The 16,956-nt window shown below is 54.2% G+C and carries 26 protein-coding genes; 15 read left to right on the forward strand and 11 right to left on the reverse strand.

From position 1 onward, the window contains the following. Positions 1-244: 244 nt before the first annotated feature. The 3 genes from AFL22_RS10015 (at position 245) to AFL22_RS10020 (ending at position 1,762) form a co-directional block, all read left to right on the forward strand. Positions 245-793, forward strand: coding sequence for a GNAT family N-acetyltransferase (locus AFL22_RS10015; protein ID WP_052271308.1), 549 nt, complete (start codon positions 245-247; stop codon positions 791-793). Positions 794-936: 143 nt separating this feature from the next. Continuing rightward, positions 937-1,068 carry a hypothetical protein gene (locus AFL22_RS24645; protein ID WP_010670579.1) on the forward strand — a complete coding sequence of 44 codons (132 nt, stop codon included), beginning with the start codon at positions 937-939 and terminating at the stop codon, positions 1,066-1,068. Positions 1,069-1,195: 127 nt separating this feature from the next. After that, a complete protein-coding gene (locus AFL22_RS10020) occupies positions 1,196-1,762 on the forward strand; it encodes a TetR/AcrR family transcriptional regulator (protein WP_033773604.1) in 567 nt (188 codons plus the stop codon). Here AFL22_RS10020 and AFL22_RS10025 read toward each other — a convergent pair. Continuing rightward, complete coding sequence (locus tag AFL22_RS10025) at positions 1,749-2,630, reverse strand: LysR substrate-binding domain-containing protein (RefSeq protein WP_033779946.1); 882 nt, start codon at positions 2,628-2,630, stop codon at positions 1,749-1,751. The two genes, AFL22_RS10020 and AFL22_RS10025, sit on opposite strands and share 14 nt — an antisense overlap. 96 nt (positions 2,631-2,726) lie before the next feature. Here AFL22_RS10025 and AFL22_RS10030 point away from each other — a divergent pair, with 96 nt between their 5' ends. The 3 genes from AFL22_RS10030 to AFL22_RS10040 are packed head-to-tail and all read left to right on the forward strand — an operon-like array spanning position 2,727 to position 3,945. Beyond that, complete coding sequence (locus AFL22_RS10030; protein ID WP_039387870.1) at positions 2,727-3,032, forward strand: carboxymuconolactone decarboxylase family protein; 306 nt, start codon at positions 2,727-2,729, stop codon at positions 3,030-3,032. Then, entirely contained in the window at positions 3,032-3,421 is a 390-nt protein-coding gene (locus AFL22_RS10035; protein ID WP_045139977.1) for a tautomerase family protein, read from the forward strand. Before AFL22_RS10030 ends, AFL22_RS10035 begins: the two co-directional genes overlap by 1 nt. Continuing rightward, a complete protein-coding gene (locus AFL22_RS10040; RefSeq protein WP_052271309.1) occupies positions 3,418-3,945 on the forward strand; it encodes a DUF4865 family protein in 528 nt (175 codons plus the stop codon). Before AFL22_RS10035 ends, AFL22_RS10040 begins: the two co-directional genes overlap by 4 nt. Positions 3,946-3,970: 25 nt before the next feature. Here the strand turns inward: AFL22_RS10040 and AFL22_RS10045 are convergent, their stop codons facing one another. Next, the gene (locus tag AFL22_RS10045) at positions 3,971-4,348 is read right to left on the reverse strand and encodes a Rid family hydrolase (protein ID WP_052271310.1); all 378 of its coding nucleotides are present in this window, start codon (positions 4,346-4,348) and stop codon (positions 3,971-3,973) included. Between the two features lie 450 nt (positions 4,349-4,798). Here AFL22_RS10045 and AFL22_RS10050 point away from each other — a divergent pair, with 450 nt between their 5' ends. Together AFL22_RS10050 and AFL22_RS10055 are read left to right on the forward strand one after the other, a co-directional pair. Then, on the forward strand, positions 4,799-5,074 hold the full coding sequence (locus AFL22_RS10050; protein ID WP_010246864.1) for a hypothetical protein: 276 nt from the start codon (positions 4,799-4,801) through the stop codon (positions 5,072-5,074). 14 nt (positions 5,075-5,088) lie between these two features. Continuing rightward, the gene (locus AFL22_RS10055) at positions 5,089-5,427 is read left to right on the forward strand and encodes a type II toxin-antitoxin system RelE/ParE family toxin (protein WP_010246865.1); all 339 of its coding nucleotides are present in this window, start codon (positions 5,089-5,091) and stop codon (positions 5,425-5,427) included. 294 nt (positions 5,428-5,721) lie between these two features. Here AFL22_RS10055 and AFL22_RS10060 read toward each other — a convergent pair whose 3' ends face one another. Together AFL22_RS10060 and AFL22_RS10065 are read right to left on the reverse strand one after the other, a co-directional pair. Then, the gene (locus AFL22_RS10060; RefSeq protein WP_052271311.1) at positions 5,722-6,042 is read right to left on the reverse strand and encodes a hypothetical protein; all 321 of its coding nucleotides are present in this window, start codon (positions 6,040-6,042) and stop codon (positions 5,722-5,724) included. Positions 6,043-6,157: 115 nt separating this feature from the next. Next, the gene (locus AFL22_RS10065) at positions 6,158-6,853 is read right to left on the reverse strand and encodes a B3/4 domain-containing protein (protein ID WP_052271312.1); all 696 of its coding nucleotides are present in this window, start codon (positions 6,851-6,853) and stop codon (positions 6,158-6,160) included. A 43-nt stretch (positions 6,854-6,896) separates the two neighbouring features. Between AFL22_RS10065 and AFL22_RS10070 the strand changes: the two genes are divergently transcribed. After that, complete coding sequence (locus AFL22_RS10070; protein ID WP_033768765.1) at positions 6,897-7,499, forward strand: helix-turn-helix transcriptional regulator; 603 nt, start codon at positions 6,897-6,899, stop codon at positions 7,497-7,499. A gap of 5 nt (positions 7,500-7,504) precedes the next feature. Here AFL22_RS10070 and AFL22_RS10075 read toward each other — a convergent pair whose 3' ends face one another. After that, entirely contained in the window at positions 7,505-8,011 is a 507-nt protein-coding gene (locus AFL22_RS10075) for a MarR family transcriptional regulator (RefSeq protein WP_022624551.1), read from the reverse strand. A gap of 137 nt (positions 8,012-8,148) precedes the next feature. On the opposite strand from AFL22_RS10075, the gene AFL22_RS10080 reads away from it, so the two are divergent. The 4 genes from AFL22_RS10080 to AFL22_RS10095 all read left to right on the forward strand — a co-directional run bounded on the left by AFL22_RS10080 (position 8,149) and on the right by AFL22_RS10095 (position 11,381). After that, positions 8,149-9,306 carry an MFS transporter gene (locus AFL22_RS10080; RefSeq protein WP_052271313.1) on the forward strand — a complete coding sequence of 386 codons (1,158 nt, stop codon included), beginning with the start codon at positions 8,149-8,151 and terminating at the stop codon, positions 9,304-9,306. A gap of 67 nt (positions 9,307-9,373) precedes the next feature. Further along, positions 9,374-10,066, forward strand: coding sequence for an aspartate/glutamate racemase family protein (locus tag AFL22_RS10085; protein WP_033760791.1), 693 nt, complete (start codon positions 9,374-9,376; stop codon positions 10,064-10,066). A 33-nt stretch (positions 10,067-10,099) separates the two neighbouring features. Then, positions 10,100-10,429, forward strand: coding sequence for a DHCW motif cupin fold protein (locus AFL22_RS10090; RefSeq protein ID WP_052271314.1), 330 nt, complete (start codon positions 10,100-10,102; stop codon positions 10,427-10,429). Between the two features lie 211 nt (positions 10,430-10,640). Beyond that, positions 10,641-11,381, forward strand: coding sequence for a YoaK family protein (locus AFL22_RS10095; protein WP_052271315.1), 741 nt, complete (start codon positions 10,641-10,643; stop codon positions 11,379-11,381). A 46-nt stretch (positions 11,382-11,427) separates the two neighbouring features. Here the strand turns inward: AFL22_RS10095 and AFL22_RS10100 are convergent, their stop codons facing one another. Further along, positions 11,428-12,153 carry an SDR family oxidoreductase gene (locus AFL22_RS10100; protein WP_052271316.1) on the reverse strand — a complete coding sequence of 242 codons (726 nt, stop codon included), beginning with the start codon at positions 12,151-12,153 and terminating at the stop codon, positions 11,428-11,430. 99 nt (positions 12,154-12,252) lie between these two features. Here AFL22_RS10100 and AFL22_RS10105 point away from each other — a divergent pair, with 99 nt between their 5' ends. Continuing rightward, positions 12,253-13,137 (forward strand): LysR family transcriptional regulator, encoded by an 885-nt coding sequence (locus AFL22_RS10105; protein ID WP_052271317.1) that lies wholly within the window; start codon positions 12,253-12,255, stop codon positions 13,135-13,137. Positions 13,138-13,157: 20 nt separating this feature from the next. Here AFL22_RS10105 and AFL22_RS10110 read toward each other — a convergent pair whose 3' ends face one another. Further along, positions 13,158-13,553, reverse strand: coding sequence for a cupin domain-containing protein (locus tag AFL22_RS10110; RefSeq protein WP_010246880.1), 396 nt, complete (start codon positions 13,551-13,553; stop codon positions 13,158-13,160). A gap of 116 nt (positions 13,554-13,669) precedes the next feature. Continuing rightward, positions 13,670-14,686 (reverse strand): substrate-binding domain-containing protein, encoded by a 1,017-nt coding sequence (locus tag AFL22_RS10115; protein ID WP_052271318.1) that lies wholly within the window; start codon positions 14,684-14,686, stop codon positions 13,670-13,672. 424 nt (positions 14,687-15,110) lie between these two features. Between AFL22_RS10115 and AFL22_RS10120 the strand changes: the two genes are divergently transcribed. Continuing rightward, complete coding sequence (locus AFL22_RS10120; protein WP_010246886.1) at positions 15,111-15,305, forward strand: hypothetical protein; 195 nt, start codon at positions 15,111-15,113, stop codon at positions 15,303-15,305. A 469-nt stretch (positions 15,306-15,774) separates the two neighbouring features. On the opposite strand, the gene AFL22_RS10125 is transcribed toward AFL22_RS10120, so the two are convergent. The 3 genes from AFL22_RS10125 to ycgZ form a co-directional block, all read right to left on the reverse strand. Further along, a complete protein-coding gene (locus tag AFL22_RS10125; RefSeq protein ID WP_010246887.1) occupies positions 15,775-16,029 on the reverse strand; it encodes a biofilm/acid-resistance regulator YmgB/AriR in 255 nt (84 codons plus the stop codon). Positions 16,030-16,190: 161 nt separating this feature from the next. Continuing rightward, positions 16,191-16,484, reverse strand: coding sequence for a hypothetical protein (locus tag AFL22_RS10130; RefSeq protein ID WP_010670560.1), 294 nt, complete (start codon positions 16,482-16,484; stop codon positions 16,191-16,193). A 174-nt stretch (positions 16,485-16,658) separates the two neighbouring features. Then, complete coding sequence (ycgZ, locus tag AFL22_RS10135; RefSeq protein ID WP_010246891.1) at positions 16,659-16,904, reverse strand: regulatory protein YcgZ; 246 nt, start codon at positions 16,902-16,904, stop codon at positions 16,659-16,661. Positions 16,905-16,956 lie beyond the last annotated feature (52 nt).

Consider the following 16,956-nt stretch of genomic DNA (forward strand, 5'->3'; position numbering starts at 1 on the left):
AAAACAGCTTATTACCTGGGGCGGCAACCTCTTTCCACCCTTTACCAATATCAGAAGCACAACACAACGTAGTGACAGCCTCTGATGAGAGGTCCATTTTCTGCAATCAGATGAGCACGAAAACCGCGACTTGCGCACTGAAATTAGCCGCCGTTCGTTAAAAGTATTAACAGAGTTGGTGACAGCAGAAGTTGCTGATATAAAGAGTAAAGATTGCTTATTCAGCACCCACAAGGAGCGCAGGATGGTTTGGGAATCAGAGCGGCTGCTCTACAGATATACTCTTCGTGAGGATCTTGACGACCTCTTCAGAATCTATGGCGACCCCGAAACGCATAAATTTAACCCGCGAGGTCCATGGCCCGACAGAACGTATGCCATTCAGGGCATAGAGCGCATATTACAGAGCTATCAGGAACAGGGTTTTGGCGACTGGACGATATTTGAGAAAGCCCATCCGGATAAAATTATTGGTTTTGGCGGTGTTTTCAGAAGCCAGTTTGACGGTCGTCAGACGAATAATCTCGGTTACCGGTTTGAGCCTGCTGCCTGGGGAAAAGGGTATGCTACCGAGCTTTCCCGCAGAGCCATTCGCTACGGATTCGAAGAGGCCGGGCTGAGCATCATTACGGGTGTGACGCGCGAAAACCATCTTGCTTCGCGGCGGGTACTGGAAAAAGCGGGCCTTACCTTTTTGAAAAAGGTCGACGATCCGGAGGGGTTGCCTCCCAGCCTGATGTACACCCTTACACGACGTGACTGGCTTGCGGCTGGCAACATCGTTACCGCATAAGTTTGATCTTTCCCGTTTGTGATTCAGGCGTGGCGAAATCTGCGCCACCTTTTCGCGCAAAGTCCCTTTAAACCCTCTCTTATCCCGCGATTAATACTCCGCTGTGTGGATTACTTTAGCCACCTTAATCAGGGGGAGGCTTTATGGATATTCGTACAATTTTTATTTCAGCAGTTATGGCAGTCAGTCTTTTATGGATAGGCGCATCAGATAACCGTTCGTCACATCTCACCGCCGAGCCGGTTAAATCTGTCCTGAGTAAACTGCAGCCTTGATTCTCAATCGTCCGATAGCACACATTAGCGCCTGCTCAGCCTGAGATGCGGTACACTGCCGGTATCTGTTAATGCAACTTCGTTGCTTTAACCATGACGTTCAGGCTGATAAAAGCGGGAGAAAGAGATGGCGAGGGAGATGATTCGGCAGGGTGGGCGCAGCGCACGTATTCAGGCGGAAGTGCATAACACCGTTAACCGCTTGCTTGAAACGCTTGATCGTTCAGCTATTACAGTACCGATGATCGCCGAACAGGCAGGTGTGACACCTTCCACGATCTATCGGCGCTGGGGCGATCTGTCCCAGTTGCTGGCGGATGTGGCCGTGGCACGGATGCGGCCCATTGCAGAACCGGAAGATACCGGATCGACGGCCGGCGATCTTACCGCGTTCATCCAGCAGTATGCTGAAGAGATGTCGTCCAAAGTCGGTCGTGAGCTTCTGGCTGATGTGATAGGAAGTCAGGCTGAAGTGGCGAGCCAGAAATGCTGTGGGTTTACCTATCAGCATCTTGAAACACTGAAAAGTCGGGCCGAGGCACGCGGCGAATCAGGTTTTGACGTTGATCGCATCATCGATGTGGTCGTGGCGCCGGTGATGTTTCATATTCTGTTCGGCGACCGCGACATCTCAGCAGAATACTGTTCGTCTCTGGTTCAGCGGGCATTTCAGACAGCAGTCAGCGCTGAATAAAGGGCAGGGCGGCTTGCGTGATCAGATGCTGCAAGAGTGCTCGCGCCGGATCGTCACCCTGATCTGAGCGGGCGAGCGCGATACCCAGATAGCCGGGCATTGGCAGCCGGTGTGATTCAATCACCAGCGTCTCCGGCAACCCGGCGCGGGTGCGCAGGGTGATGCCCAGCCCGGCCTGTAATGCCGCCCAGATCCCGCTAAGACTGTGGCTGGTGAACACTACCCGCCACGGAATACCTGCCTTATCCAGCGCCTCGATGGCGCGCGATCGCATGACACACGGCGCATCGAATGCCACCAGCGGCAGCGGCTCGCCGCGCTGCAGATATCCCGCCAGATCAAACGCCGGATGCTGTATCCAGGCTAACGGACACTGACCAATTAACTGCGTGCCAGCCTGCTGCTCTGCCTGCCACAGCAGCGCCAGGTCCAGCTCATGACGGGCCAGCGCCGTAAGCAGCGGCAGATTTCTGTCGACGCGTGCGGTCAGCATCACCTCCGGATGCTGCCGGTTGAACGCGCCGAGAATGTCCGGCATCAACGCCTCGCCAAAATCCTCCTGCATCCCGATGCGTATTTCGCCCTGCAACGCTTCGCCTTTCACTGCCCGCAATGTCTCATCGTTCAGCGACAGCAGGCGTCTGGCGTAACTCATCAGCTGTTCACCGCTGCGGGTCAGCTGCACATGACGCCCTTTTTTCATCACCAGCGCCGTGCCGCATTGCTGCTCCAGTTTCTTAAGCTGCGCACTCACGGCCGAGGCAGACCGACACAGATGCTGTGCCGCCAGGGCAAAGCTGCCGGCATCAATGCCCGCGACGAAACTGCGCAGCGCATCCATATCGAGGGACTCCGGTACCTTGTTCATTATTGTCCTGTAATTATGGATGGTAAGAGCTGATTAATTTGATTTTCAGGATTGAAGGCCTGAGTGACACTCTGTCTCACCACTGAGGAGTGTGCAATGAAAAAATCGCTTGATCGGGAAACACTGGCGCAGCGCGCGCCAAAACTGGCCGAACTGACACAGCAGGTGCTGTTTGGCGATATCTGGCAGCGCGAGCAGTTGTCACCGCGTGAACGCAGCCTGCTGACGCTGGCAACGTTAACCGCGCTGGGGCGGGTCCAGCAGCTGCCGTGGCACATCGATTTCGCCCGGCAAAATGGACTGACGCAGGATGAGCTGGTGGAGAGCTTCACGCATCTGGCGTTTTACGCAGGCTGGCCCGCCGCCGTCACCGCGCTGGGTTATCTGGAGGATAATCACTGATGCCCTTTACCCGAATTACCCTGCGTCAGGGCTACAGCGAGGCGGCTCTGCATCAGATTTCCACGCTGCTTCAGCAGGCGCTGGTCGCGGAATTTGACGTTCCTGAGCATGATTGCTTTCAGGTGATTGAGATGCTGCCCGCCGGACAGCGGGTATTTGATCGTCACTATCTCAGCGGCGGGCGTAGCGATAATTTCGTGCTGTTTCAGGTGACAGCAGGCCGACCGCGAACCCGACAACAGAAGCAGCAGTTTTATCATTCACTCTGTACGACGCTTCAGGCGGAGATGGCGATCGATCCTGACGACGTGATGATCATCATTCAGTTTAACAGCACCGAAGAGTGGAGCTTTAGCGGCGGCCGGATGCTGGCACAGGAGGCGTTATGATTATCATGCACTACCGTTTTACCCTGCCCGCTGACTACGACATGGGCATCATCGAACAGCGCATCAGTCTGAACGGAGCCCGGCTTGATGGCTTTCCAGGGCTGGTGGCCAAGGCATATCTTTACACCTGCCGTGATGATGACGGACAGAATGAAAACCGTTATGCGCCGCTCTATTTCTGGCAGGAGGCGAGTGGTATGCAGCGTTTCCTGCAAAGTCCTGGCTTTGCGACGCTGGTCAGGGATTTTGGCTGGCCGATCATCGAAAGCTGGCTGGCGCTTGAGGGGCTGACCCACATGCCGGATCTGGCCGATGCCCGCTTTATAACGCTGAACCGCTGGACGATTCCACCGCATTCAGACCTTACGACACTGCCGGTAACAACAGGGATCAGCGCCTGGGATGTGAGCCGCTGGCAGGGAGTAGACGTTAACGCTTCACACCAGCGCCCCGCTGGCGAGCAGGAAGTCTATCGCATCGGTTATCTGGCGCGGGGCGCAGCCGCCGCGGATCTGCAGCTCTAGCATCGGGAATGTCGTTGTTTTCTACTCAGAGGGCAAAAATGGCTTCAATCTCTATGCGCAGGTCAGTGGAGAAAAGTCCGCTGACCTGTACCAGTGAGCTGGCGGGCAGATGCTCGCCGTAGTTGCGATAAAGCACTTCCCGCAGCGCGGTGATCTCTGTGAAAGAGGTGATGAATATCGTGACCTTCAGCAGCGCTGCGAGCGACGTATGCTCAGCTGCGGCAACCGCCCTGAGTAGATCAAAAATAGCCTCTGCCTGTTCAGCCATATTTCCCTGCTGAGCCGCCGTACCGAAAGCGGTCAGCCCAGAGACATACAGCGTCACGCCATGTTTCACTGCGTGGACATAAGGCGCTTTTACTTCGCCCAGTTGCGGATAATTTTTGCGTTCTGGCATCGTCATATTTTCCTATTTTAAGTGATTTCATACCATACAGGCTACTGGCATTAAAGCAGGCTGAGAGTCGATAGCGGGTTGTGTTAACAAATCGGCAATAGGCAGAAGAGGTGATTGCTGGTGGTTAAGGCGATCTTTTGACGATTTCAGTCGATTTCAGACATCAACGCCGGTCCTGTGTTGCGTGCTATATACAATACATTGAATAGCATGACTACCTTCTGATTTTAAACCTATCAGGACGATGCCTTGCCATCCAGATTCAGTAACGTGGATAGGGTGGATAAATATGTACACGATTTCACTCGTAGGTTATATTCATCCTATGACCCTCGGAAAAGAGAGGGGCAGTTCAAATCTTACGGTCTGTGAAATTTTTTAATCAACGATGAAATCTGGATGGCTCTACCGGCAATCCCTTTGATTTTACCCGTCCTGTCTAATCGGAAATCATGTATGAACTCAAATCAAACCATGTCCCAGAAGCTTGCCAGAGACAGTCTCGGAAATGCTGCCGCCTTCGAAGGAGGAGTATACGTAACAAAAAACGGCGTCTCTGAACTCTTCATCCAGACTGCTGCTGAGCGTCAGGCTGAGATTAGAGAGATCGAGCAGGAAAGAAACATAAACGCCCTTTTCAAGCTGGCCTTGCAAGCTAAAAAGGAAGTCGCTGATGGCAAAGGCATGACCCCTGAAGACGTTCTGGGAAGGTTACGTGCCGCAAGAAAATAATAGAGAGGCTTTGAGTGTCAGAACAATATCAGCTGGTAATCGCGCCTCTGGCTGAACAGTGTCTCAAGGACATTGAGTCCTATAAGAGCGGAACAGTTGGGGCGCAGCAAGCGGCTGCATTTGTCGATAATCTACTCATGGATTCAGTCGACAATATCAGTCAGGATCCTGAAAGGTATCGCTACAATGCTTATCTTTCAGAGCGCGGGCTTTTGTTACGCGAACGTCTTGATGTTGAAGGAGAGTATCGTGTTCTGTACGATTTCGTGGACAATACTATCCAGATTCTTCTTTTCGTTAGCATGAAACAGGATTTCGGAAATTTGCTCTACAGATACAACATACTGAAATGACGCTCAGGGCCCGCTAATGCGGGCTTTTGCATAATGAAAGCTTATGAACGTAAGTGCCACTGTCAGCATCCCCGTTTTAGTTTCACTCAATTTTTGAGATTTGCGGATTCTCAGCCATAAGCCCATATTCTTCCGGCATCAGGTTATCAGGGATTCATAAGCCCGCTTACCTGTAAGTCGTAGACAAAAAACACGGTAATTTCAGATGCGTAGGGATAAGCCAGGACGGGCGCGGCCATAATGATGACCAGCGCGAAATCATATGAATAATGATATGAACACGCCCGTCAGAAATCAGCGCTTCAGCAACTGCTGGCAGAGAAGATTATCCTGCACGGCGCGCTGCTGCTCATCAGGGGTCAGTTGCTGCCAGCGAGCAATCACGCTGCGGCCCAGCCCCGATTTATAAGTGATTTTTTGCAGCGCATAATCAGAGTTGCCGCCTTCAATGACGTTCTGCATCTGCCGGTCGAGGGGCTGCTTACTATCATGATCAATCGCGCACAACACCGCGACGTAATACGCCTTATCTTCCTCACTGTCGTGTGGGATAAACCACCAGGCGGCCAGGGCGAGGATCAGCAGCAGGGGCAGGATATATTTTACTTTAGCCATTTTAGTCACCGGTTGAGTGTCGTTAAGTCAGCCGGGTATGGCCAGACGCAGGGCGCGTATCCTGCCACAGTTTCCGCTCACCGTTAACCTTGTTCAGCCGCGGTTGAGGCAATGTTCAGTTTGCTGGCGCTTCAATCAGTGTCGTACTGATTTGCGCACCCGGCATCATCTGCTGTAATCCTGAAACCAGATCGTCGCTGGCCTGTTGCAGCGCGGAAAGCGGCATAGCGGGCAGACTTTCCAGAATGAACCACATCTGCTGCGCGCTGGCATCCAGTCGGGTTCTTACACCCTGACGCCAGTTCCAGCGGCGACAGGTCACGCCCTGATCGTCGCGCCAGATCACTTCACCCGGTTCCGGCGACTCATAAACCACCTCGCCCTCTTTAACGGTATCGAAACGTTCACTGCCGTCAGCAATCACCAGACGTGGCTCGCCAGCATAGGCCGCGATATTTTCACCCCCGACCGGCAGCGCATAACGAACGCTGATGGCGTTATAGAGATCGACAACCGGATCGATGGCAGGCAATGCGCCATCCCGCAGCACACGCTTACGCAATGCTTCTGCCGAACAGGGTGTACGTTTCGCTTTGGCACCAAAGGCTTTAAACACCTCAGCCCAGGCTGCGAGATGCGCGTCTGCCCACGCCGCATCATCATTTAACACCTGCTGGCATGCGCTCTTCAGTGCATCGCTGGCAACGTCTGGTCGGATAATCGGTGTGGCTTCCACCACAATACTCATGGCACGAAAGCCGGGAGCGAGCGCGAAAACAGCGGGAGCGATTGACGGGTGAACAGATAACATCGGATACTCTCTCAGTGACTAATTTATTTCATAGTAATGACCGATGACCAAAAAAGTCAATATAACGACCGATGCGGGTGCCGATGTCGCCAGTGTCAATCAGGCTGTTTCGGACAGCATCAAAAGCTGGCGTAAAAGTCAGAAACTCTCGCTGGATGAGTTATCCCGCCGGGCTGGCGTCAGTAAAGGCATGCTGGTGGAGATCGAAAAGGGTGCCGCCAATCCCAGCATTGCCATTCTTTGTAAAGTGGCTGCCGCACTGGGCGTCTCGGTGGCAGATATCGTCAACGTTGCGCATGCGCCTGACGCCTGGCTGATTGAGAACAGCGAAATGCCCCGGCTGTGGCAGGGCGAGCAGGGCGGTTATGCGCAGCTGCTGGCGGGAACCCGTGGGCCGGATATGATCGAGCTCTGGCGCTGGCAGATGTTTGCGGGCGAAGCTTTCCGTTCTGCCGGTCACTCCTCAGGCACACTCGAACTGTTGCATGTCGAGCAGGGCACGCTCGCCTTAACGGTGGGTGAGCAGACCCTCGTGGTGCAGCAGGGCTGTGCAGCCGTAGCGCGAACCGATATGCCGCATGCCTATGCCAGTGCCGATCACCTGCCGGTTATCTTCACCATGACAGTGGCCGAACTGCAGCGCTGACGGCGCTATTCTGCGGCGGTTGCTTCGCCTGGACACGCCAGCAGCAGCGTTTTCAGCAACCTTTCCAGTTCGGCACGCTCTGAAGCGCCAAGCGGGGCCAGCAGCGCCTCCTGCGTAGCGGTATGGACGCGGAGTGCATGCTCAATCTGCTGCTGCCCGTGCGGCGTCAGCCCGACCAGCATGCTGCGCTTATCCTCTGGCGCGGCAATACGCTCAATCAGATGCTGCTGCTCCAGACGGTTCAGACGATTTGTCATCGCACCGGAAGTCACCAGCAGCGCCTGGTAGAGCTGGGTGGGCGACAGGCGAAAAGGCGATCCCGCCCGTCGCAATGTCGCCAGCACATCAAATTCTCCCTCCTGAAAACCAAAAGGCTCCAGTGCCTGACTGCGCGCTTTTGCCAGATGTTTCATCAGACGTAGCACCCTGCCGAAGATTCGCATTGAAGAGGCGTCGAGATCGGGCATCGCGTCGTCCCACTGACTGACAACGAAATCAATATGGTCATGCATAAATCACCTTTGAATATTGTGGTTATTTTGTCGGGTTGTGCGCAGCCTCTTAACACCGGAGGGAATTTATCTTAACGTTAAGATAAATGATGGCGGCCCGTTGCTGTCATCGTCAATCCTCTTTCAAGGCGTCGATGATGAAAAATAAGGTGTTGTTCCCCATTCTGTTTGCCGTGATCGCTTTTCTTATCGGGCTGAACCTGCGCCCTATGCTGGCGATTATCGGCCCGCTGTTCCCGGTGTTGCAACTGCAGGCCGGACTATCGGCGACGACGTTCAGTCTGCTGACCACGCTGCCAGTGGCGATGATGGGTCTGGCCGCACTCTCTGGCCCATGGCTAATCGCCCGCATCGGGCCGGTAAGGGGAATCGCCGCCGGTTTGCTCTGTCTGACGGTCGCCTGCGTGTGGCGCGGCGTTACGCTTACTCCCTCTCAGCTGCTGCTCACCGCGCTGGCGGGGGGCGCAGGGATTGGCGTGATACAGGCGCTGATGCCCGCTCTGATCCGGCAACGCTTTGCTGAAGCAGCGGCGACGCTGATGGCGCTGTTCAGCACGGGCATTATGGCGGGCGCGGCACTGACTGCTGCCGGTGCTGACCCGCTGTTTTCATGGCTGGGCCTGCAACCCGCGCTGGCGCTTTCCGGCGGGTTAACGCTGGTCACACTGCTGATCTGGCTGACTTTAGTCAGGCGATCGCCGCAGGTGAGCGTGGCCTCTGATGCAGCGACGCTGCCTGTGCGGCGTACCCTGTTGCTGATGCTCTTTTTCGGCATTGGCACGGGTGCTTATACGTTAGTGCTGGCCTGGCTGCCGCCATTCTATATTCAACTGGGCTGGAGTGCTCGCCACAGTGGTTATCTGCTCGCGGCCCTGACGTTAACCGAAGTGGTGGCAGGATTCATCGTCTCGGCGACGTTATATCGCTTCCCCGATCGCCGTCCGCTGCTGCTCGGCGTGCTGGCCCTGTTAATGCTGGGGCTGCTGAGTCTGGTGTTTTACCCGGGTGCGATGCCGATACTCTCTTCACTGTTACTGGGTACGGGCATCGGTGCGCTCTTTCCGCTGTCGCTGATCGTCACGCTGGATCATGCGCGCAGTGCCAGAGAGGCGGGCATTCTGCTGTCACGCGTGCAGGGAGGCGGATATCTGATTGCGGCTCTGATGCCGCTGCTGGCAGGCTGGGTACGTGATAGCGGCACGTCAATGACCCAGGCCTGGCTGATCATGAGCGCTGGCGTGGTGCTGTTGATGGTGATTGCCCGACGCTTCAGACCTCAGAACAGTATCAACTGAACAAAGCCGTTGCCGATCAATGTCGATCTGGCATGCTGGAATAAAACCCCTGAACCCGGAGTGCATTGTGAAAGTCATTGGTCTGTTAGGAGGTATGTCGTGGGAGTCTACCGCTCTCTATTACCGTATTCTCAATCAGCAGGTTAAACAGCGGCTGGGCGGCCTGCACTCGGCGGAGCTGGTGCTCTATAGCGTGGATTTTCAGCGCATTGAGCAGCTACAGGCCGCGGGCGAGTGGCAGCAGGCGGGAGAGATACTGGCTGAAGCGGCACGCAATCTGGAACGGGCTGGCGCGCAGTTCATCGTACTCTGTACCAACACCATGCATAAAGTGGCAGCACAAATCAGCGCCGCAACGGGCATCCCGCTGCTGCATATCGCCGACGCCACCGGAAGACGCATTCAGCAGGCCGGGGTGCGTAAGGTCGGATTACTGGCGACGCGATTCACCATGGAACAGGATTTCTATCGCGGGCGACTTCAGCAGCAGTTTGGTCTTGAGGTGATCACGCCGGATAGAGAGGATCGGATTTTTGTGCATGAGGTGATTTACCACGAGCTCTGTCTGGGCGAGATCAATCCCGCGTCGCGTCGCCGTTATGGGGAGATCATGCAGCAGCTGGTCGCGCAGGGGGCGGAGGCCATTATTCTCGGCTGCACCGAAATCACACTGCTGGTGGATGCCACGGATGCCAGCGTGCCACTGTTTGATACCACGCTTATCCACGCGGAAGAGGCTGTTACCCAGGCGCTGGCCTGACGTTTATCCTGCACTTAGCCTTGAGGGAATCGCATGAAAATTGAAAATCTGCCGTTTGGCCTGACCCAGTGGGATCAGATTGAAGAGACGATTCATCCCGGCGACCAGGGGCAGGCGACCTGGCGAACCGTGAAGTTTAACGATATCCGGGTGCGGATGGTCGACTATTCACCAGGCTATGTCGCCGATCACTGGTGCACAAAGGGCCATATTTTGCTGTGTATGGCGGGTGAGTTGCACACTGAACTGGCAGATGGTCGCCGTTTCGTGCTGACACCGGGCGTCAGCTATCAGGTGGCGGACAATGCTGAACCACATCGCTCCTTTACGTCCACAGGCGCGCAACTCTTCATCGTTGACTGAGTTTACAGTCTGCCTCTCTGGTGATCAGCTGCTGGTGAATCATCGCGTCGTTGACACTTTTAAAAGTAAACTGAATCAGCTTTATAAAAATCAGCAAAATTAATGGCTTATTTCATCAGAGTTATCTGGTTCTGACAGGAATAATTTCCATCAGGTTGTATGCTAGAAGCCTTATAAGAACGTTTTGCATTCACCTGAGGTGGGGAAGCCTGTGCTGATAAAAAAGAAGAAAGTTCGTTCGCATACCGAAGATCGACTGCTGGCGCTGGTGCTTGCCACCACCGCCGGCATCCTTAATGCCATGGCGCTGGGCGCGTTTGGATTTTTTCCATCGCATATGACCGGTAACACCTCGCAAATCTCCCAGGAAGTGACCACCAGCGACCTCCATACCATGCTGTTTTTGATGGCACTGATTATTGCCTTTGTGCTGGGTTGTACCGTTGCCCGGCTGGCGGTGGTAGTGGGGATCAGACATAAGTTACGCACCATATTCTGTCTGATCATTCTGGCGGAAGGGGCGGCACTGACGGCGGCATCAATCTTTGAAATCGTGTTCTACCGGCCAAGCTTTAACGGGGAAGTGCTGTTAATGCTGGGCTTTTTAATGGGGATTCATAATGCGACCTCGACGCAGCTCTCCAATGGCCGCGTCAGATCGACCCACATTACTGGCACGCTGACCGATGCGGGTATTGCGCTGGGGTCGTGGATCTTTGCCCACACGTCGCACGCCGTGCATCTTGAAACCGACGATCGTCGCTTTTTCCAGAAGGTTCTGCACACCCATCTGACTACCGTGTTTTCATTCCTGAGCGGCTGTATTGCCGGTCTGCTGCTGTTTAAAGTCTATGGCTTTAACGCCATGGTTGGACTGGGGATATTTCTGATGCTGGTGGCACTGACGGCCATCGCCATCACCGTGCAGTGTACCCGCAGAAGCCTCTACTGACAGTAAAACCGCCCGCCCGATGCACACAGCGCATCGGGCGGGTTGCTTACTGCTGCGTTCGGGTTGGCCGCACCACGATTTCGTTCACATCCACCTCTTCAGGCTGTTCAATGGCATAGCGCACGGCGCGACCAATGGCGTCCGGCTGCAACGCGATAGCGCGATAGTGCTGCATCGCCTCGGCGGCTGCCGGATCGGTAATGGTTGATGCCAGCTCGCTCTCCACCACACCGGGATGGACACAGGTCACCCGTAGCTGACTGTTCTCCTGCCGTAATCCGTCGGAAATCGCCCGCACCGCAAACTTAGTGGCGCAGTAGACAGCTGCGGTGGGCGACACGGCCAGCGCCCCTATCGACGCGATGTTGATGATGTGACCGCGCTGGTGGGCCAGCATGGTCGGCAACACTGACGCAATGCCATACAGCACCCCTTTGATGTTTACATCGATCATCTGATCCCACTCTTCTACCCGCAGCGATGCCATCGGAGACAAGGGCATAATACCGGCGTTATTGATCATTACATCCACCCGGCCCCATCTCTCCAGCGCATACTCAACAAACTGCGTCATCTCTTCGCGGCGCGTTACATCAAGCGCTTTGATCGCCACCTCTGCACCATTGAAGTGCAGCTCTTCAGCCAGCGCGGCCAGGCGGCTTTCCCGCCGCGCACCCAGCAGCAGAATGGCATCTGTTTTCGCCAGTTCACGTGCAATGCCTGCACCGATGCCGCTTGAGGCGCCGGTAATTAAAATCACTTTCTGAGTCATTTTTTTTCTCCAGTCAGGTTGTCACTGGCGATCATACGGCGACTGGATTATAAAGATAATCCACCGAACACTTTACGCACTGGTAACTCAATCTGACCAATGAATGCCGATAAAAATGCTCTCGAAGTTTTTGTGATTGTGGCGCAGACGCGAAATTTCCGGCTGGCCGCAGAACAATTAGGTGTTACGCGTCCGGCGATCAGCCAGAGTCTGCGGCGTCTGGAAGACCGGCTTAACCTCACGCTGATGCAGCGCACCACACGATCGGTTCAGCTGACCGAAGCCGGACAGCGGCTCTATGCCGAAGTGGCGCCGGCGATCAACCAGCTCAATCGCGCCGTGACCGATATTGCCGAACTGGCTGCGGAACCTCGGGGCCAGCTGCGGCTGGCGATCTCCTCGATTGCTGAGCGGATGCTGGGGGGAAAACTACTGGCGAGCTTTATTACCGCTTACCCGCAGGTGGAGCTGGATATCACCGTCACCGATGAGGAGTTTGATATTGTCGGGCAAGGCTATGACGCGGGCGTGCGGCTGGGGGAGGTGATTGCTCAGGATATGATTGCGGTGCCGGTATCCACCGCGCAGCGTCAGGTGGCGGTGGCGTCACCCGCCTATCTGGCTCGTGCAGGCACGCCGCAACATCCTCAGGATCTGGTCAATCATCGCTGCATCGGCTGGCGAAGAGGGCCTGGTCTGGCCCCTTATCGCTGGGAGTTCGCAGAGCAGGGACGCGAGTTTGATGTTGCCGTCAATCCGCAACTCACCACCAACGACATGGGGGTGATGATCCGCACCGCCTGCGCCGGGGGCGGCATCAGCTTTGGCATGGAAGAAACCTTCCAGCCTTACATCGCACGTGGCGAACTGGTGACCCTGCTCGACGCATGGTTGCCCGCCTTTGCCGGCTTCTATCTCTATTTTCCCAGCCGCAAAAACCTGGCCCCCAAGCTGAGGGCGCTGATCGATCACGTCAGACTTTAGCGATAGAATGCGCGTCTGATTTAGCGCTGATATTGCTGATCGCTGACCTGCTCCAGCCAGTCAACCGGCGAGCCGTTCAGTGACTCAGCGATAGCAATATGCGTCATGGCGTTATCCGGCGTTGCACCGTGCCAGTGCTTCACGTTTTCCGGGATCCAGACGATATCACCGGTGTTCATCACCTGAATGGCTTCACCCTCACACTGAATCCAGCCCTGGCCATGCGTGACGATCAGGGTTTGCCCGAGTGGATGGGTATGCCATGCGGTGCGGGCACCCGGTTCAAAAGTCACCGTTGCGCCACCCACGCGGGCGGGTTCGGTTGCCTGGAATGGTGCATCAATCCGAACCGTACCGGTAAAATATTCAGCAGGTCCTTTACGCGAAGGCAGCGATCCGTTGGCGATAATTTTCATTACTCACTCCTGTTGTTAACGTGTCATGCACAGTGTAACCGGCAAGCCGGAGCGTGATTAGCCCGCTCAGTCGGCAAACGGTTATGAGCCGGGCTCATTAATTGCCTGACAGTTTTTCAGGCTGTCATGTTGTAACGGGTGATGATGTTGATTTTAGAGTAGGGCGCGGGCGGTTCTGAGGCGGGCAAAAATCCATGAAACGCCAGCAGCGTTCTGAAGGCGTGCAGCGCATCAAGCTGTAAATTATGCTCGATTAATGCATCAATTTTACCGGCCTGCAGCAGTGCACGATTCTCACGATCGAGATCGTGACCAATAAAAGCGTTAACCGTCCGCTTTTGTTCGGCAAAAGCGCGCAGTATGCCGGGATTACCGCCACCGACTGTGTAGACCGCATCTGCATCCGGTTGGCTCTGCAAGAACTGTGTCACCGACTGCTGCATCCGGGCGTCAATGCCATAACCGCCTGCCACCACGCTCACCTGATGCTGGGGCGCAAACTCCTGCATTGCTCGCTGAAACCCCTGAATTCTCTCCTGTTCGCCAATGAAATCGTGACTGCCGGTCACAGCCACAATATGTGAACGACTCACCCGCAGCCATTTTGACATCAGAAAAGCCGCCACTTTACCGGCATCAAAATTATCCATGCCGATATAGCGCAGGCGCGCGCTGCCGGGCAGGTCACTCATCATGGTGACCACCGGAACGCGTTGTTTCAGCAGTGATTCAAGGGTGGGATGAAGTTCACCAGAACAGGCTGCCTTAAGAATGACGCCGTGACTATGCAACGCTTTTTTATTCAGCAGCGCGTTAATCGCCTCCGCAGTCAAATTCGCGCCGAAGTGGAAACGCAGCTGAAGTTTAAAGGCAGTAAAACTGGCAATCTGACTGCTGAACGCCTCACGTATCAGTGGCTGAAAGCGGTCAGGTGTATGCATGATGACGTCGAAATAGATCGTTCTTCCCCTGGCGAGTCCCGCTTTTTGCATCAGTTCCAGGTCCGCTATCGCCTGCTGGATTCGGTGCTGGGTCGTGGCATGCACGTTGCCGCGCTGATGCAGGGCCCGGTCGATGGTCGCCAGACTGAGTCCCGACTGGGCAGCAATCTGTTTCAGGGTAAATTTAGCCATGTGCTGCTCGTGACACCAGAGGATGACGATAGTTTTATCATACTGCTGGCCATTGTCAGATGATCATTTGTGAAAGGCTGGTCAGCACATATCAGGCCGGGAAAGCTGCCGCGCAGGTTATCGCAAAAAACAGTGAGTCGAAAAAGTGTTTATAACACATTCAGCCAAAAGTCTGTTTCCGCGATATATAACTATCCAACTCTCAATATACATGGGCATAAATAGATTACAGCGGTTGCTACCATGTTTTGGCTATTTATAGCTTCAGGGCTGCATGGGGTGAAAATAAAGCAAGATAATATTCTGAGGTTGTATAGTTAATAACCTTTTTGCCGCTTCGCTTATATTTCCCGCTTGACGGCTTTTTTGTTTTTTGGCTCCCGCTAATGATAGACTGTATATGCATACACCATCGGGAGGTCGTGTGAAGTACGACAACGATAATGAAATCCGCGCGCTGGTTGGTGCGGTAGTCAGTGATTTGATCAAGGCGGGAGAGCCGGTTCATTTCCACGACATTACGGACGCGCTGTTTCGCCTGAGCGAAGAGACGCGTGACAGCAGGCTGAAAGCATTGTGTCAGGAAGCGATAAGCTTTTTCACTCGTAAGATGCATTAAGGTTGCCAGGCCTGATGCCGGGCGTTGTCCCGGCCTGTGTCATGATAGCGGCCCTGCTACCTTTGACATCGGCGAGAATAAGAGGCATTGCATATTGCTGGCAGCCATTAAAACGGATTTTTTGTGAGTCGTTTGTTTTTTATTCAGCGAGACGGTTGATGACCGCATTAAAAATGTCAGTCAGATCTTTCTGTTGATTATTCATTAGGGGTGGCGAATTTCTGATAAAGAAGTTCGCCTTTTCATTGGCAGGTCTTATTAAGCCTGAATGATCATCATCTGGCATGATTGCAAAAAAGCGTTATCGTCGGGATCAAATCCCTGCTACATCATTAACCTGCAAAAGAATTTTTATATCGGATAATTTCTGTGTGGCATATCGGGTATACAGCGAAAGTGAGGGAAGGAAACAAAAGCGGGCGAGGGGGAAGAGTATCCTGCGTTACCAGAGGTAACGCAGAATGGCGTATCAGATGCCGGTATCGTCTGGCGTGCGGCCAACCACGATTTCCAGCGTTTTGCGTAACACATCCAGCCTGACAACATCTGAAGTGCATTCCAGTTCAGCGATCAAATAGAGGATGATCGCTTTATTGGTTACACGTCCCTGATCAGCAACAATGTCACGAATCACTGCGCCCAGCAGTTCAGTTTCCGGAGCAAGCTGATCGCCTGCGCTACGGAAGTAGTCAATGATTGAAGAATCTGATGATGAATGCTGCATGATTATTCTTTCTCTGAGGAAAATGGGTCAGATGCAATGGTTGAAGTCAAAAACGAGTGTAGGCGCAGTTTTCGTTTTGCCCAGCCCGCCTTAAAAATTCTGTTCAGGTCTGCCGCTTCGCTTAAAATTAGCCGCATGTATCAGGTACGCAGTACGCTCAATCAGTGCTTTTTCGAACCTTCAGGCGGGCCATCACTGTTCATACGATGAGCCGTGTTATCACGTTCGGCACCGTCGCCCTGCACGCGTTTGCGCGCGGCAACCATACCATTACGGACTTCAGTGATGGCTTTGCGAATCACTGACACTTTCACGGCGTCGTCAGCATCAGCAGCCATCAGTTCGAGCTGTGCGATTAAGGCGTTGCTGGATACCGGTTTGTCTGACTTGAGTAATGTCAGAACGGCTTCGCCGATCATAACATCTGTCAGTTTCTCATCTTCACTTCTGTACATACTGGCTTCTCTGATTGCGAATCAATGGCCATGCTGCGGGTCCGTATGCGTCAGCGGGTGCGACTTAGTGCACCCGATACGGGAAGCAGAACTGGGCTTTATTGCTAGGATAGATCTTCCTGGGTGATGGCTGAAACAGGCGTCCTGATTAACATGCACGACCGTGAGAGGGCATTAATCTTCGCGACGAAACAGCATCGCAATGAGTTCATGCAGATGACTCTCTTCTTCTGGCGTGGCAGCCAGTTCAAGGCGACTCAGCAGTTTACTGCAAATCGTTTTCCGACTAAGGCTATGACCTGCGCGCAGAATTTCCACCACAACCGAACCCAGCGTCTCCTGTTGCGACGGTGAGCTGGCCTGATTAAAGTAACGGGCAATATCGCTGATCGTTTCCGGGGCTTGTCCGTTCTGACGCATGTTGTTGTCCTCAGGTGATTTAAATGTATGCACTCTGGATGCGCAAGTTATA

The organism is Pantoea sp. CFSAN033090, assembly GCF_001264395.1.
In the GTDB taxonomy this organism is placed as follows: Bacteria; Pseudomonadota; Gammaproteobacteria; order Enterobacterales; family Enterobacteriaceae; genus Pantoea; species Pantoea agglomerans.

Bases quoted from the DNA above. Each gene is read 5' to 3' on its own strand.
- AFL22_RS10045 (WP_052271310.1), bottom strand. From the start codon at position 4,348: ATGACGATGCCAGAACGCAAAAATTATCCGCAACTGGGCGAAGTAAAA.
- AFL22_RS10080 (WP_052271313.1), top strand. From the start codon at position 8,149: ATGAAAAATAAGGTGTTGTTCCCCATTCTGTTTGCCGTGATCGCTTTT.
- AFL22_RS10050 (WP_010246864.1), top strand. From the start codon at position 4,799: ATGAACTCAAATCAAACCATGTCCCAGAAGCTTGCCAGAGACAGTCTC.
- AFL22_RS10070 (WP_033768765.1), top strand. From the start codon at position 6,897: ATGACCAAAAAAGTCAATATAACGACCGATGCGGGTGCCGATGTCGCC.
- AFL22_RS10125 (WP_010246887.1), bottom strand. From the start codon at position 16,029: ATGCAGCATTCATCATCAGATTCTTCAATCATTGACTACTTCCGTAGC.
- ycgZ (WP_010246891.1), bottom strand. From the start codon at position 16,904: ATGCGTCAGAACGGACAAGCCCCGGAAACGATCAGCGATATTGCCCGT.
- AFL22_RS10015 (WP_052271308.1), top strand. From the start codon at position 245: ATGGTTTGGGAATCAGAGCGGCTGCTCTACAGATATACTCTTCGTGAG.
- AFL22_RS10040 (WP_052271309.1), top strand. From the start codon at position 3,418: ATGATTATCATGCACTACCGTTTTACCCTGCCCGCTGACTACGACATG.
- AFL22_RS10130 (WP_010670560.1), bottom strand. From the start codon at position 16,484: ATGTACAGAAGTGAAGATGAGAAACTGACAGATGTTATGATCGGCGAA.
- AFL22_RS10025 (WP_033779946.1), bottom strand. From the start codon at position 2,630: ATGAACAAGGTACCGGAGTCCCTCGATATGGATGCGCTGCGCAGTTTC.
- AFL22_RS10115 (WP_052271318.1), bottom strand. From the start codon at position 14,686: ATGGCTAAATTTACCCTGAAACAGATTGCTGCCCAGTCGGGACTCAGT.
- AFL22_RS10100 (WP_052271316.1), bottom strand. From the start codon at position 12,153: ATGACTCAGAAAGTGATTTTAATTACCGGCGCCTCAAGCGGCATCGGT.
- AFL22_RS10060 (WP_052271311.1), bottom strand. From the start codon at position 6,042: ATGGCTAAAGTAAAATATATCCTGCCCCTGCTGCTGATCCTCGCCCTG.
- AFL22_RS10110 (WP_010246880.1), bottom strand. From the start codon at position 13,553: ATGAAAATTATCGCCAACGGATCGCTGCCTTCGCGTAAAGGACCTGCT.
- AFL22_RS10030 (WP_039387870.1), top strand. From the start codon at position 2,727: ATGAAAAAATCGCTTGATCGGGAAACACTGGCGCAGCGCGCGCCAAAA.
- AFL22_RS10090 (WP_052271314.1), top strand. From the start codon at position 10,100: ATGAAAATTGAAAATCTGCCGTTTGGCCTGACCCAGTGGGATCAGATT.
- AFL22_RS10065 (WP_052271312.1), bottom strand. From the start codon at position 6,853: ATGTTATCTGTTCACCCGTCAATCGCTCCCGCTGTTTTCGCGCTCGCT.
- AFL22_RS24645 (WP_010670579.1), top strand. From the start codon at position 937: ATGGATATTCGTACAATTTTTATTTCAGCAGTTATGGCAGTCAGTCTT.
- AFL22_RS10020 (WP_033773604.1), top strand. From the start codon at position 1,196: ATGGCGAGGGAGATGATTCGGCAGGGTGGGCGCAGCGCACGTATTCAG.
- AFL22_RS10105 (WP_052271317.1), top strand. From the start codon at position 12,253: ATGAATGCCGATAAAAATGCTCTCGAAGTTTTTGTGATTGTGGCGCAG.
- AFL22_RS10075 (WP_022624551.1), bottom strand. From the start codon at position 8,011: ATGCATGACCATATTGATTTCGTTGTCAGTCAGTGGGACGACGCGATG.
- AFL22_RS10035 (WP_045139977.1), top strand. From the start codon at position 3,032: ATGCCCTTTACCCGAATTACCCTGCGTCAGGGCTACAGCGAGGCGGCT.